Annotated in this window: 15 protein-coding genes; 10 read left to right on the top strand and 5 right to left on the bottom strand. The window is 25.2% G+C overall.

Annotated features, from left to right (window positions below; translation table 4 throughout):
• The first annotated feature begins 171 nt into the window (after positions 1–171).
• A complete protein-coding gene (locus I5Q57_RS03575) occupies positions 172–540 on the top strand; it encodes a hypothetical protein (protein ID WP_215826841.1) in 369 nt (122 codons plus the stop codon).
• Between the two features lie 244 nt (positions 541–784).
• Complete coding sequence (locus I5Q57_RS03570; RefSeq protein ID WP_215826840.1) at positions 785–1,696, top strand: hypothetical protein; 912 nt, start codon at positions 785–787, stop codon at positions 1,694–1,696.
• A gap of 15 nt (positions 1,697–1,711) precedes the next feature.
• Here the strand turns inward: I5Q57_RS03570 and I5Q57_RS03565 are convergent, their stop codons facing one another.
• A complete protein-coding gene (locus I5Q57_RS03565; RefSeq protein ID WP_215826839.1) occupies positions 1,712–1,966 on the bottom strand; it encodes a hypothetical protein in 255 nt (84 codons plus the stop codon).
• A gap of 152 nt (positions 1,967–2,118) precedes the next feature.
• On the opposite strand from I5Q57_RS03565, the gene I5Q57_RS03560 reads away from it, so the two are divergent.
• Positions 2,119–2,511 carry a hypothetical protein gene (locus I5Q57_RS03560; protein WP_215826838.1) on the top strand — a complete coding sequence of 131 codons (393 nt, stop codon included), beginning with the start codon at positions 2,119–2,121 and terminating at the stop codon, positions 2,509–2,511.
• A 390-nt stretch (positions 2,512–2,901) separates the two neighbouring features.
• Here I5Q57_RS03560 and I5Q57_RS03555 read toward each other — a convergent pair whose 3' ends face one another.
• Positions 2,902–3,354: a hypothetical protein gene (locus tag I5Q57_RS03555; protein WP_215826837.1), complete on the bottom strand. Its 453-nt coding sequence runs from the start codon at positions 3,352–3,354 to the stop codon at positions 2,902–2,904.
• Between the two features lie 123 nt (positions 3,355–3,477).
• Positions 3,478–4,380 (bottom strand): Kelch repeat-containing protein, encoded by a 903-nt coding sequence (locus I5Q57_RS03550; RefSeq protein ID WP_215826836.1) that lies wholly within the window; start codon positions 4,378–4,380, stop codon positions 3,478–3,480.
• 402 nt (positions 4,381–4,782) lie between these two features.
• Here I5Q57_RS03550 and I5Q57_RS03545 point away from each other — a divergent pair, with 402 nt between their 5' ends.
• Both I5Q57_RS03545 and I5Q57_RS03540 read left to right on the top strand, forming a co-directional pair.
• Complete coding sequence (locus tag I5Q57_RS03545) at positions 4,783–5,751, top strand: Mbov_0401 family ICE element transposase-like protein (protein ID WP_215826835.1); 969 nt, start codon at positions 4,783–4,785, stop codon at positions 5,749–5,751.
• Positions 5,752–5,984: 233 nt separating this feature from the next.
• Positions 5,985–6,167 (top strand): hypothetical protein, encoded by a 183-nt coding sequence (locus tag I5Q57_RS03540; protein ID WP_215825990.1) that lies wholly within the window; start codon positions 5,985–5,987, stop codon positions 6,165–6,167.
• Positions 6,168–6,502: 335 nt separating this feature from the next.
• Here I5Q57_RS03540 and I5Q57_RS03535 read toward each other — a convergent pair whose 3' ends face one another.
• A complete protein-coding gene (locus I5Q57_RS03535) occupies positions 6,503–6,988 on the bottom strand; it encodes an IS1/IS1595 family N-terminal zinc-binding domain-containing protein (RefSeq protein ID WP_215826834.1) in 486 nt (161 codons plus the stop codon).
• Positions 6,989–7,227: 239 nt separating this feature from the next.
• Here I5Q57_RS03535 and I5Q57_RS03530 point away from each other — a divergent pair, with 239 nt between their 5' ends.
• The 5 genes from I5Q57_RS03530 (at position 7,228) to I5Q57_RS03510 (ending at position 13,407) form a co-directional block, all read left to right on the top strand.
• Positions 7,228–8,151 carry an alpha/beta fold hydrolase gene (locus I5Q57_RS03530; RefSeq protein ID WP_215826833.1) on the top strand — a complete coding sequence of 308 codons (924 nt, stop codon included), beginning with the start codon at positions 7,228–7,230 and terminating at the stop codon, positions 8,149–8,151.
• Positions 8,152–8,181: 30 nt separating this feature from the next.
• Positions 8,182–10,101, top strand: a complete 1,920-nt coding sequence (parE, locus tag I5Q57_RS03525) for a DNA topoisomerase IV subunit B (protein WP_215826832.1) — start codon at positions 8,182–8,184, stop codon at positions 10,099–10,101.
• A gap of 18 nt (positions 10,102–10,119) precedes the next feature.
• Positions 10,120–12,645 carry a DNA topoisomerase IV subunit A gene (gene parC, locus I5Q57_RS03520; protein WP_215826831.1) on the top strand — a complete coding sequence of 842 codons (2,526 nt, stop codon included), beginning with the start codon at positions 10,120–10,122 and terminating at the stop codon, positions 12,643–12,645.
• Between the two features lie 108 nt (positions 12,646–12,753).
• Entirely contained in the window at positions 12,754–13,026 is a 273-nt protein-coding gene (locus I5Q57_RS03515) for a hypothetical protein (protein ID WP_215826830.1), read from the top strand.
• Positions 13,027–13,230: 204 nt separating this feature from the next.
• On the top strand, positions 13,231–13,407 hold the full coding sequence (locus tag I5Q57_RS03510) for a hypothetical protein (RefSeq protein ID WP_215826829.1): 177 nt from the start codon (positions 13,231–13,233) through the stop codon (positions 13,405–13,407).
• 264 nt (positions 13,408–13,671) lie between these two features.
• Here I5Q57_RS03510 and I5Q57_RS03505 read toward each other — a convergent pair whose 3' ends face one another.
• Complete coding sequence (locus I5Q57_RS03505) at positions 13,672–14,631, bottom strand: IS1/IS1595 family N-terminal zinc-binding domain-containing protein (protein ID WP_215826828.1); 960 nt, start codon at positions 14,629–14,631, stop codon at positions 13,672–13,674.
• Positions 14,632–14,765 lie beyond the last annotated feature (134 nt).

The following is a 14,765-nucleotide window of genomic DNA, read 5'->3' as shown; positions in this document are numbered from 1 at the left end:
AAATTATTATATGAAAAATTTGAAGCATTAATTTCACTTATGATACTAGGATATTTAGATATATGCATTACAATAGCTGTAATTATAAATTGTGGTATTAAGTGACTTATTAAAAAAATTAAAGAAAAAAGAACAATGAAAAATAAAATATTTTAAAAAGGAGTGATAAAAATGTTTATGAAAATATTTACCGTGCTAACTATTAGTTTCAATAACATTTTTACTATTCCCCCAAACATTAATAATGATAAAACAACAATACAACTAATTAGAACTAAAAGACAAAGTGATAAAATTTATAATTTTGAAATCGAAAACTTAAAAAAAGTATATTTTCATCTTTTAAGAGATAAAAATAGAGTCGGAGAGATTAACATGTATCAAAAAGACAATATCAATCTAAATAAAAAATTACCAGAATTAAAAAATTTAAACAAACTTATTTTCCTATTTACAAAAGAATTTTACAATAATCAAGATAAACAAGATAAAATTACAAAATTAATAAACTACATATGGGCAAAAAATAACTGACCCTAACGGCCCTAATATAAAGCCACATGAGCTTTGAATAATTAATAAAAAAATAACAATCAAAGTACAAAGTACAAAGTTAGAAACTTGATACAATAGCGATAATACAATAGATTATACATTAAGAAATACAAGTAATTTTGAAATTGAAATTGAAAAAGATAGTACCGACATTGAATTACAAACAGCAACTATTAGCTTTGACGGTAATCATAAATATAACGGTGTTATTGATAATCTTGACTATTTAATGATTCATCGTGGTGATTTTGATAAATTTAATTACTCTTATCTCTATTGAACACCAATATTTAATTTTGTTGATACCCTAGAAAAATGTTATTACAAAGAATTTACGATTAAAAATCATGGTTTTAAAAGCGAAAGCTATTTTTATCATAAAAGTTCTACTAGTGAAGATAAAATAAATGAAAATGTTTTAAAAATTAAAGCCTTTAATAAAACTTTAATTGCAGGTAATAATTATTTACAATTATTACACGATGAAAAGGAAATCTGAAAATATGATACTGCAAATGCTAACGACTATTACCTAATTAAGTACCTTTTTGGAACCTTAAATTATCTTAATGTTAAGTTTAGTTTTTTGAGATATGACCCCGATTTACGAAATGACATTTACTTTTATTTTAAAAACAACATTTCTAGTATTAACAATAACGATTACAAAAATGTTTTTGATGAAATCTATGAAATTCTTGGCAATTTCTTTGCTAGTTTATTTTATGCGACTTTTGATATGGACGAAAAAACTTATACCGAGATTGATTTTAAGGGAGTAGATAATTACAACAAAGATTATTTTATTCAAATCGGTTTCTTTTATCGCTCGTTAATTACTTTTTATCCCAAAAAATACTTAATCAATGTTACTGGTAATTCAGAATTATTACTAAGAAGTTATTTCTTTACTTTTGATAAAAAAACGCACCAGGAGAATTTTAATGCTATTAAAAATAATAACAGTATCTATCAAATTGAATTTAATGTCCTTAAATCTTATGATAACAAACTCATTACTTTACCAACTAACAAGACTGCTAATAGTATTAATTATCTTAACACCAACATCGACATTCGCTATGGTATTAATATTTTTACCTTAACTTTTCCTTTGTACCATAAAAAAAAATATCGCTAATTACAATTTTAAAATTTATGACTTTAATGTCCTAAATTCCACCACCTTTATTCCTGATGGCTCAAACAACAGTGAATGAGACGACTTAATTCCACCAGCAAATTGCAAATATTCAGGGCGATGAATACCTACATTTAACGATATTGGTTGTGCTATTCAAAATGCTGGCATCAAAATGCTAAACTGAATGCTTACAGCTTCACAAATCATTACCATTTTACGCCCGCTAGCGATTATTGCCAAAGCAACAGTTAACTTTTCAACTGCCATTTTTCCAGTTTTTAAAACAGTGCCGGCCTTTTACTATACCTTTCAATTTTTAATCGGTTTTGCCATTTTTCTAATGATTTTACGAATTTTTGTATAATATATATATATATATATATATATATATATATTGAAAAAATAAAGGAGTTAAAATAATGAAAATTTTAAATACAATAGCTCTTTTCACATTAACAATATTACCAATAGTTAGCTGTTCTAAAAAAGCAAATGAACCATTAGAACAAAAAAATGAAGATAACAATAAAAAAGATAAAATTTATAATTTTGAAATCGAAAACTTAGAAAAAGTATATTTTCATCTTTTAATAGATAAAAATAGAGTCGGAGAGATTAACATGTATCAAAAAGACAATATCAATCTAAATAAAAAATTACCAGAATTAAAAAATTTAAACAAACTTATTTTCCTATTTACAAAAGAATTTTACAATAAACAAGATAAACAAGATAAACAAGATAATCAAGATAAACAAGATAAAATTACAAAATTAATAAACTACATATGGGCAAAAAATAACTGACCCTAACGGCCCTAATATAAAGCCACATGAGCTTTGAATAATTAATAAAAAAATAACAATCAAAGTACAAAGTTAGAAACTTGAGACAATAGCGATAATACAATAGATTATACATTAAGAAATACAAGTAACTTTGAAATTAAAATTGAAAATCCTTAATAATTAAATTTAAAAACTGTTAAAATTTACTACACTAGAAAAGTGGCTTTTTACGATGAAAATACCCTTAAAACAACTAAACAACTTTTTCATTTTTTCTACAAAATTAAAAAAACCAGTAATTTAATTAAATTACTGGTGTGAATATTTTTTTATTTTTACAAGAAATTTAAACTTGTTGTGCTTGTTTCAATTAAAGTTATTGTTCTAAATAGCTAATATCGTTTTTATAAAACCTTATACTATAGTAGTAACTGTATTTGTTCTTACTGGCCCTTCTCTTTCTGATGAAAAAAATGTTTCACCGTTAAATGTTATTTTATCATTGTTTTTATCTATAGTAATTTCATTGGGTAATAAACTATATTTTTGTAAAATTTGCATTGCTTCTGTAATTGATAATGTAACTATTTGTTCTTTATTGTTATCATCAATTATTTTGGCAGTAATATTTCCTGTAATTTTTTGTTTTAAATTTAAAATAACTTTAGATGTAATTATTCTTACTGGATAAATAATTTTTAATTTTTCATTGGGATTAAGTTCAAATTTATCAGCGGATCCCTTAAAAATACTTAAAATCATTTCTTGTCCTTGTTTATTTGTGTTTGATAAATCAAATTCATTTGATAATACATTAATAATTTCAGAATTTTTATTATTTATATTTGTAAAATCTGTTAATTTCATTTCATCATCAGAATTTATGTTTCAACCATTTAATTTATTTTCTTGTTTTGTTTTAGTTAATCCTGTTGTGATTTGAAATATTAATTTTGATTTTGAGTTATATGTACAAGCAGGTACATTAAATTATTTTATATTTGGAGTTTTATTGGTGATTTCTTTATCAGAACACACATTTTTAGGAACATTAGATCATAAAAATGAATTTTCTTGTTTTGTTATTTCAGTATTTGAAAAATTTAAATTATTAGTATCAATATAATTTATTTCCTTAAATTTTAAATTAGAATTTTCATCTCGAAATTTAAAAAATAATGCTTTTTTAATCAATTCATTTAAATTAATAATTTTATTTTGCCCATTATCAATTGAATAATGTATTCTTATGTTATTTTTATTTAAATTATTTTTTATTTTTAATATAGCTGAATTTTTTGTCTTGTTAATAATTTCTAATTGTGAAATATCTAAATCTGGATTTAAATAATTTAATTCACTTAAAATTACATTATCAGAATTATTACTAATTTTTCCTAAATTTGAATTTAAATAGTATTCACTATATTCATAAACATCGCCATCTCCTGAACCAATATATAATTTATTGTTGAAAATTACACCAGATGAATCAATTCATCAATTTGTTTTAATAATAATTTTTTGTTGTTCTGTAGCGGGATCATATTCATAAACATTATGATCATCTGAACCAAAATACAATTTATTGTTGAAAACTACACCAGAAGATTTAATTTCATTATTTGTGGTGATGGCAACTTTTTGTTGTCCTGTAGCAGGATCATATTCATAAACATTATGATCTAGTGAACCAAAATATAGTTTACTGTTTAAAACTACACCAGAAGATCTTATAGATTCAGTTGCTCTAAGAACGATTTTTTGTTGCCCTGTAGCAGGATCATATTCATATACATTATGATAAAATGAAATAAAAAATACTTTATTGTTGAAAACAATACCAGAAGATCAGATCTGTTTTTTTTGCTTTAATAACAATTTTTGTTGCATTTATTTTATTATTTTCATTATTGCTTCGTTTTTGTCTTTTATAATTTATTTTTTCTAATTTAATTTGTTGTTCTTGTGTTGGATAAGGACTATTGGCAACAATTCCCGCTACTCCACTACTTTCTATTGTTATTGTACTTAATAAACAAATTAATTTTTTAATTTATTAAATCCTTTTTATGATTTTTTAATAATTAATAAATTTGTTGAACAATTAACATCTTTCCTTAAATTTTTAGAGTCTAATTAATACAAATTGATTATAACTTATTAAATAAGAATTTTTATCATTTTTTCAGGTTATTGAATAATAATTCTAGAAAAAAAATTATCATTAAAACAGAAAAATAAACTAACGAAATTTAACTTTGTTAAAATTACTATCTAGAAAGGCGATTTTTTATGTTAGAAATTAATAATAATGTAAAAAACTTAGAAAACAAGCATTGATTTAGTTTATTTACAACCCATAAAAATATGTACACTAATAAATGTGAACAATTAGCTAATGAATATGAAAAATTAGATGAATACTTATATAAATACCATTATCGGTTAAAACAAGGCTATAAAGTAGTTCATTTTGCATTAAGAACAATTATTACAATTTTTGGTGATATTACTTTTAAACGACGCCGATATAAATATTGAAATCAAAAATCAGGTAAATTTGAATATGTATGTTTATTAGATAAAGAAATTGTTTTATTATCTAAACAACGCATTTATTTTGATGTCCAATTTAAAGTTTTAAGTCTTTTAGGTGATGGTAAACGCTATCGTGACGTTTTGGACGCTCTAAATCATTGTTATATTTCAAAAGCTAGTATTTCAAGTATTTTAAATAAATACGATATTGCTGAATATTTTCAACTCGCAGAAAAAGAAACTAAAACTAGAATTGATGTTAAAAATAAGGATTTATATATTCAACTAGATGAGACATTTTTAGCGACATTAGATCAGAAAGTTAAACAAGACCAGAGAATTCGTTTGGTTACTTTTCATACCGGACATAAAGAAAAAAATTACAAAAATGCTCGTAGAGAATTAGAAAACAAACGAGGTCATTTTCTAATGTTAAAAGTTGGTAAACGAATAAATACGATGGATTATCGTGATTTATTAATTAAGGAATTACAAAAACATTATGTAAATATTAATTATGACAAAATAATTGTTTGTGGGGATGGTGATGCTTGAATTAGAGAAATTGCCAATAGTTTTGGTAATGTTAGATATATTTTAGATGGTTATCATGCTATTAAAAAATTAAAACAAACTGCATTTAATATTATTTTTGAAAATCGCAAAGTAACACTAAATAGTTGAATTAAATTATATAAGGATGGCAAAATCATCAAGAATTAATCAAAAACATTCGTAATGCTGCTAAAAATGAATTAAATAAAGATATTAAAACAAATTTAAGGAAAGCGAGTAATTATTTCAGTAATAATAAGCATGGCATTCATCATCAAAATTTAGAATTAAATATCGGTTGTAGCATTGAAAGTGATGTATCTCATTTAGTAAAAAAACAATTAGGATATGGGGAAAAAATATATAATCATAAGAATTTAAATAACCTATTACATTTAATAATGGCAAATTTAAACAAATTAAATGTATTACATTACATTAATGAAAATATTAATTCAGAAATAGAAATCAGAAAAGAAATATATAAAAATTCATTATGAAATAAATATAATAATAAAAATGATGATAGTTGAATTAATTATAAAGGTAATGCTGTAACAAATAAATATAATAAATTTAAGTAAGTAAAAATATTAGTTAAAATTTAATAAAATTAATAATTTTTGTTGTGTAAAAATTCAATAATATGATAAAATGAAAAAGAATAAAAATGACAATAACAAGAAAGGCAGGGTTAGTTTAGTAATTAAATAATATAATTAGCTGATTGTTTTACTTCTTAAAAACAATACCTAAGAAAACTAAATGCGACCTGTAAACGTTTGGTGTTTGTGGATTTAACATAAATATTGTTATTATTATCAACCGCCATTTGAATACAGCATTTAGTATTAGTTGCGAATGGGTGAAGGTGAATTCTTCGTGGATCAGTTTTATGTTTGAAATTTCCTTTATGAATTTATTTAATAAATGTTTCATCGATTTGGATTTTACCAGATAATTTTTTAAATTTTAATTCGGTATTTTCTAATTGTTTTGATTTCATTAATTTTTGACGATTATATCAAGCAGTTTTTAATGTAGTTTTAATAAAACGAGAAATTGTTTTACTAGATTGCCCCAGCAATGAAATTTGAATCAATAAATTTCATTGTTCATAATTTAAATGACTTCAATAAATAAAATGATTACGAGAAGCATCAAAGCTTGCACGACAATTTTTACATAAATATTTTTGTTTTCCTTCTGAATTATGTCCATTTTTAAAGCAATGGTTAGATTCACATTTAGGGCATTTAATACCTTGTGCTCTAAATTTTTGATCAATTTCATTTAAACGTTTTTGTTTTTTTATTAATTCTTCTTGTTGTTTGACTTTTTCATAAAATTCTAAAAATTGATCATCTGTTAAAGTATTTATTAGTTCTTGAATTATTTTTTCCATAATTATTATCCACCTCTATCATATTAAAAATATACCTAAAATTAAGTATATTCAATAAATATCAAGAGTTTTCTACAAAATTAAAAGTTTAATTTAAAATTTATTGCTTAATTTATAATATAATCATTATATATGGCATAATTCTTATAATAGTTTTAGTCATCAGATATTCAAAGTAACATTATAGAAATTAAGTATTGTACTTAAAGTAGTAATTTTAGAAAAGGAAGATGAAAAAAATGCAAGAATTAAAAATTTTATCGTTTGATAATAATGAACTTCATTTATATATATGAGATCAAGTCAGTAAACCTAAAGGGGTTCTGCAATTAGTGCATGGGTCAAGTGAATATACTTTTCGTTATGATGAATTTGCTAAGTATTTAAATGCTAATGGTTGAATCGTTATTGGTAATGATCTTCGGGGACACGGGAAAACGGTTACTGATAAAGACCACTTAGGTTTTTTTAGTGTTAAGGATGGTTGAGATAATCTGGTATTAGATTTAAAAGTAGTGAATGATTATATTGTTCATAATTATCCTAAATTAGGAATTACAATGTTAGGGCAATCAATGGGTTCATTTTTAGCGCGACATTATGTAACATCATACTCTTATACTATTGAATCATTAGTTATTTGTGCCACAACTTGAAAATCAAAAATACAATTATGAACTGGTAAATTTATTGCTAAATATTTACAAAAACGACAACCATTACATTGTCCTAGTAATTTTATTAATAATTTAACTTATAAAAAATTTAGTAAGAAAATTAAAGAAAAAAATAATGATTTAGTTTGACTAACTCGTGATAAAAATATTCAAGAAAAATTTAGAAATGACCCCTTAACGGGACAAATACTTACTGCTAGTGCTTTTAAAGATATGTTTACAGGTTTATTGTATATTATGAAAAAGAAAAATATTATTAAAACTCGGAAAACTTTACCAATATTTTTTATTGGGGGAATGAGTGATCCGGTTGGTAATTTTGGTAAAGATGTTGAAAAAACTGCAAGAAAATATCGTCAATATGGTTTTAAAAAAACAAGCATTTTATTATATTCAGGAATGCGTCATGAAATTTTAAATGAAATTGGTAAAGAACAAGTATATCAAAATGTTTTAAATTTTATTAATAAATATAATAGTAAATAATAATTAGCAACAATAAAGGGGTGAATTAAAATGCTAAATAGCTATGATGAATCTTCAATTCAAGTTCTTGAGGGATTAGATGGTGTTCGTAAACGACCGTCGATGTACGTTGGGTCAAAAGATAGGAAAGGGTGGCATCATCTCGCATGAGAGATTTTTGATAATTCGATTGATGAAGCATTAGCTGGATATTGTAATGAAATTAAGATTACTATTAAAAAAGATGATTCAATTATTATTGCAGACAATGGTCGAGGGATTCCTACGGGAATGCATAAAAAAGGAAAATCAACACCAGAAGTTATTTTTACAATGTTACATTCCGGTGGTAAATTTGATGGTAATAGTTATAAAACATCAGGTGGTTTACACGGTGTGGGGGCATCGGTTGTTAATGCGTTAAGTGAATTTTGTTATGTAACAATTTATCGTGATAAAAAAATTTACGAAATTGGTTTTAAAAATGGAGGGCATTTAGCACGACATTTAAAATTAATTGGTAAAACAGTAAAAACTGGTACTGTAGTTCATTTTCGCCCTGATAGTATGATATTTAATAATTTTAAGTTTTCATATTCAATGATTTGTGAGCGAGCTCGCGAGTCAGCATTATTAATTAGTGGTTTAAAAATTATTGTTGTTGATGAACATAGTAAAAAAGAAGAACAATTTTGTTTTACTAATGGTTTAGAAGAATTTGTTAAATATTTAATCGCTGATGAAAAAATTATTAGTCCAATTATGCTTTTAAAAGGTGAAATGGATAATGTTCAATTAGAAGTTGGGATGCAATATAGTAATGCTTATAGTGAAAATATTATTAGTTTTGCTAATAATGTTAAAACTATTGATGGGGGAACCCATGTTGTTGGTTTTCGTACTGCCATAACGAAAGTTATTAATGATTATGCTAGAACAGAAAATCTTTTAAAAGAAAAAGAAAAAAACTTTGAAGGTAGTGATGTTCGTGAAGGATTAACGGCAGTTATTTTGGTACGGATTCCTGAAGATATGATTCAATATGAAGGACAAACTAAAAGTAAATTGGGAACTAATGAAATTAAAAATATTGTTGATAGTACTGTCACTAAACAATTTTCTTTTTGATTACAAGAAAATAAGACTGTTGCTTATGAAATTTTAACAAAGATTATTAAAACTAGAGAAGTAAGAGAAGCTACAAGAAAAGCTCGCGAACAAGCAAGAGGACAACGACAATCAAAAGGTTTAAAAGACCGAATGTTAATTGGCAAGTTAGCGCCAGCGCAAAACAGGAATCCTAATAAAAATGAATTATTTCTTGTTGAAGGTGATTCGGCAGGTGGTACTGCTAAAATGGGGCGAGCGCGAAGTTTTCAAGCCATCTTATCTTTAAAAGGGAAGATAATTAATGCTGAAAAATCTAATTTAGCAACATTATTAAAAAATCCTGAAATTAATATGATTACTAATGCTATTGGTGGTGGCATTGGTGAGCATTTTGATTTAGATGATGTTAATTATGATAAAATTATTATTATGACCGATGCTGATGTTGATGGCGCCCACATTCAAATTTTATTATTAACTTTTTTTTATCGTTATATGAAGCCTTTAATGGCTGCGCAAAAGATTTATTTAGCATTACCACCATTATATAAAATTAGCAACAAAAAATCTAATGAAATTAGTTATGCTTGAAATCAAAAAGATTTATATAAGCAATTAGAAAAACATACTAAAAGTGAAATTCAACGCTATAAAGGACTTGGAGAAATGAATGCCGATCAATTATGAACAACAACAATGAATCCAGAAACTAGACAACTAGTGCAAGTTACTATTGGCGATAGCCATAAAGCTGAAAAAAAGATTATTACTTTAATGGGCGATGATAGTGATAAACGCAAAAAATGAATTGAAGCTAACATTAATTTTACATTAGAAGATAATTTTGTTATTGCTTCATAAAATGAAAGGAGGAATGAAATGAAAAGTAACAGAAATAGTGTGGTTCATAAATTAGATGAAATTGTTGCTGAACGGTTTGGTTTATATGCGAAATATATTATTCAAGAACGAGCATTGCCTGATGTTCGTGATGGCTTAAAGCCAGTGCAAAGAAGAATTTTATATGCAATGAATAATTTAGGGTTATTTTTTGATTGGCCTCACAAAAAATCAGTTCGGGTTGTTGGTGAAGTAATTGGTAAATATCATCCGCATGGTGATGTTCCCATTTATGAAGCAATGGTGCGAATGGCGCAACCTTGAAAGTTAAGAGTACCACTAATTGATGGTCATGGTAATTTTGGTTCGATTGATGGTGATTCAGCAGCAGCAATGCGATATACCGAAACGCGTTTAAATGCAATTTCTAAGTATTTATTACAAGACTTAGATAAAAAAACTGTTGGTTGAACTCCTAACTTTGATGATTCAGAAACTGAACCGACAGTATTACCGGCGTACTTTCCTAATTTGCTTTTAAATGGTTGTATGGGTATTGCTGCCGGTTATGCAACCAATATTCCGCCTCACAACTTATCGGAATTAATTGTTGCCTTAGTTTATCGTCTTAATAATCCTGAATGTTCGTTAAAAGAAATTATGAAAATTATTAAAGGGCCTGATTTACCTACGGGCGGTATTATTCAAGGACGAGATGGAATATTAAATGCTTATAAAACTGGTCGTGGTAAGATTATTATTCGTAGTAAAATGGAATTACAAGGGACACCGCGTCATCGAAAATGAGTTATTAAGGAGTTACCTTATGAAGTTGTTAAAAGTGATTTAGTAACGCGAATTGCGGATATTAAAGAAGAACAAAAACTTAGTGGTATTAAGGATATTATTGATTTAAGTGATATGTCAGGAGTTCATATTGAAATTAATTTACAACAGGATGCTGATGCCGAGATAATTCGGAAATATTTATTAAAACATAGTAATTTACAAGTATCTTATAATCTTAATATGGTTGTTCTTGAAGATAACAAACCAATTTGTGCGGGGATATTAAACTTATTAGATGCTTATTTAAAACATCAATTTGATATTGTTCAAAAAAGAACTAAATACGATTTAGAAAAAGCGATTGTTCGTTTAGAAATTGTTAGTGGTTTAATTAAAGTTACAACAATTTTGGATAAGGTTATTGCTACGATTCGTAAATCAACTGATAAGGCTAATGCTAAGAAAAATTTAATTAAAACTTATCATTTTACGGAATTACAATCAGAAGCTATTGTTTTGTTACGATTGTATCGGTTAACATCAACTGATGTTAACGCTTTAAAAGAAGAGGAAAAATCTTTACAAAAAGAAATTAGAACTTGACAAGAAATTATTAAGAAAAAAGAAAAACAAAAAGCTTTGATTATTCAACAATTACAAACTATTTCGCAAGAATTTAATTCGCCACGAAAAACAGTTATTGAGAATATGGTGGAAGAAATTATTATTGAAAAAACAGAAATAATTAATGAAGAAAATATTTTTGTTACGATATCGCGTGATGGTTATATTAAAGTTATTAATGAAAAAGTAGTTGCTAAACAAGATATGAAAGATTATGGCCGAAAACCTTTAGATATTAATGTTACTTCATTATCAACTACTTCATTAAGTACTTTGTTATTGTTTACTAGTCAAGGTAATTATTGTATTGTTCCTTTACATAAAGTAAAAGAAAGTCGTTGAAAGGATATTGGACACCATGTTAATAACTTTTCAACAATGATGGGTGACGAAAGAGTTCTTGGTGCGATATTAATTAATGATTTTGATATTCAAGACCAATTTGTTATTTTAGCAACTAAGTTAGGATTTATTAAAAGAACTGTTATTAGTGATTTTAAAGCAACAAGAATATCTAAAGCTTTAAAAGCGATTAATTTACAACCCAATGATGAGGTTGTTGGTTTTGATTTAAATAATGGTAAAAAACAAGTTATTTTAACAACTAAAAAAGGTTTTGTTGTTAGATATGATGAAAATGATATTGCGATTATTAGTCCCAAAGCTAAAGGTGTTAAAGCGATTAATTTAAAAGATGATGATAAAGTTGTATCATTAAATGTTGTTAATGATGAGCACGATAGTTATGTTTCTTTTACTACAGCGGGGGTTAAAAAAATTAAAATTAATAATATTCCTTTACTATATCGTCCAGCGAAAGGGGTTCGTTCTTTTAAAATAACTAAAAATATTATTCCCTATGTAATTACATCGTTTGTAATTCCTAATAATAGTAAAGTTCATATTTTAACTAAAAATAATACGATTGAAAATTTTGCGATTAGTAAAGTTCATTATGGTCGTTTATTAGAAAGTGTTAGTGATTTTTTAGGGGGCGTTAATGTGGAATGAATTCAAGATGACCGTTATTATGATTTAAGAAAGCATAATTTACAATCAGCATCATTAATTTCTTCTTTAAAAAAGGATAAAAAAATATCTAATGCTAATGATCAAATACCATTATCAATGGACCATATTTTAAATGATTAATAAATGAAAGGAAACTTATGATTCAAAAAAGTTTTTTAGAAAAAATAAAACTATATGAATGAATTAGTAGAAAAGTAACACAGTGCTAACGATTTAAATAAAAAAGGTATGTATGCTGTATATATTCAGTTGCCAACAGTTAAACTTAATAAACTAATTCCTGTTTATATTGGTCAATCAAAAAATAAAAATGGGATTGGCGAGAGAGTTAAGCAACATAAAATTCAGTTAAGTAAGTTATTAAAAATGTCACCTCTTGATTATGAAGATCATATTGAGTCCGGAAAACAAGATGGTAAACATTTTTATAGTAAACTCCATGATTTTATTAGAAATATTAATGGTAGTATTAATGATATTAAAATTAAATTATTAGAATAATTTGTCGAACATCCTAGTTGTAATAACAAAAAATGTTGTTGTTTAGATGAAAAAGAACAATGATGAATTAATGAATTTAAAGCCGAATATTTTGGTTTTAATCAATTAGCTTTTGTTATTAATTGACATAAATTAGTAAATTCTTTAAGAAATAATTATTATGATAAATTAGTTAGCAAAAAATTTATTAATGACACGAAAGTGTTGGGGCAAAAAGTTATTGCTAATCATAATGACGAGTACTTACAATATGATTATTATGATTTTAATTTTACTAATTTTAAAAGATTTTATGTTTGTTTTGAACGATATCTTCAAAATGACAATTGAAAATGAATAACAACATTTGAGCGGTTGGATGAGGCACTTAAACAGGAATAAAAAATCGTCCATAGGAAAAAAGGAAACCATAAATGAAATTAATTAAAGAAAGAAAAGAATGCAATTAATTTGTCAAATAATAATTTTATCTCGTAAGTAGAACAGTGAAAATATTTTCATTTTATGAAAATTAAATCGTATTTGTATATTTTGGTTGTATGATTTTTTTTAATTTTGTAGAAAACTCTTGATAAAATCAAAAAATCATCAACTTGATAATTTTAAAAGGCTTTTATGTAAAATTAATATTTTTACTTTAATTTTTTATACATTAAAATATAATACCGCTGTTTGTTGGTTTGGAGTTAAACTCTTATGTTGGTATTTTCATTTTCAGAGATTTAAATAATTTTGAATATTAGTAAAACCTAAACCATGATAATGAATTAAGGCTTCTTTAAGACTAGATTGTAATTTACTGATTTTATTTAAGTTACGATAACTAGCTTCAGGATTAATTGTTGTTTTAGTTACACATAAAGTAGAATTTGTTTGTTTTGCTACTAAAAAATATAATTTTTGCATATCAGAAGTAATAATTGAATTTTGGTTAATTAATTCTTTGTTCATATTTTCAATAAATCATTGTTTTTGTAAACGTTTGGTGTTTGTGGATTTAACATAAATATTGTTATTATTATCAACTGCCATTTGAATACAGCATTTAGTATTAGTTGCGAATGGGTCAAGGTGAATTCTTCGTGGATCAGTTTTATGTTTGAAATTTCCTTTATGAATTTCTTTAATAAATGTTTCATCGATTTGGATTTTACCAGATAATTTTTTAAATTTTAATCGGGTATTTTCTAATTGTTTTGATTTCATTAATTTTTGACGATTATATCAAGCAGTTTTTAATGTAGTTTTAATAAAACGAGAAATTGTTTTACTAGATTGCCCCAGCAATGAAATTTGAATCAATAAATTTCATTGTTCATAATTTAAATGACTTCAATAAATAAAATGATTACGAAAAGCGCCGAAACTTGCACGGCAATTTTTACATAAATATTTTTGTTTTCCTTCTGAATTATGTCCATTTTTAACGCAATGGTAAGATTCGCATTTAGGGCATTTAATACCTTGTGCTCTAAATTTTTGATCAATTTCATTTAAACGTTTTTGTTTTTTTATTAATTCTGCTTTTTGTTTGACTTTCTCATAAAATTCTAAAAATTGATCATCTGTTAAAGTATTTACTAGTTCTTGAATTATTTTTTCCATAATTATCATCCACCTCTATCATATTAAAAATATACCTAAAATTAAGTATATTCAATAAATATCAATAGTTTTCTACAAAATTAAAATGAATTTTTACTTTGTTATAATACTTTTGCTGGAGGTTTTGACAAAGA

The organism is Spiroplasma endosymbiont of 'Nebria riversi', from assembly GCF_018831625.1.
GTDB lineage: Bacteria > Bacillota_I > Bacilli_A > Mycoplasmatales > Nriv7 > Nriv7.
The sequence above is the reverse complement of the archived record's forward strand: the minus strand, read 5'-3'. Positions and strand labels throughout refer to the sequence as shown.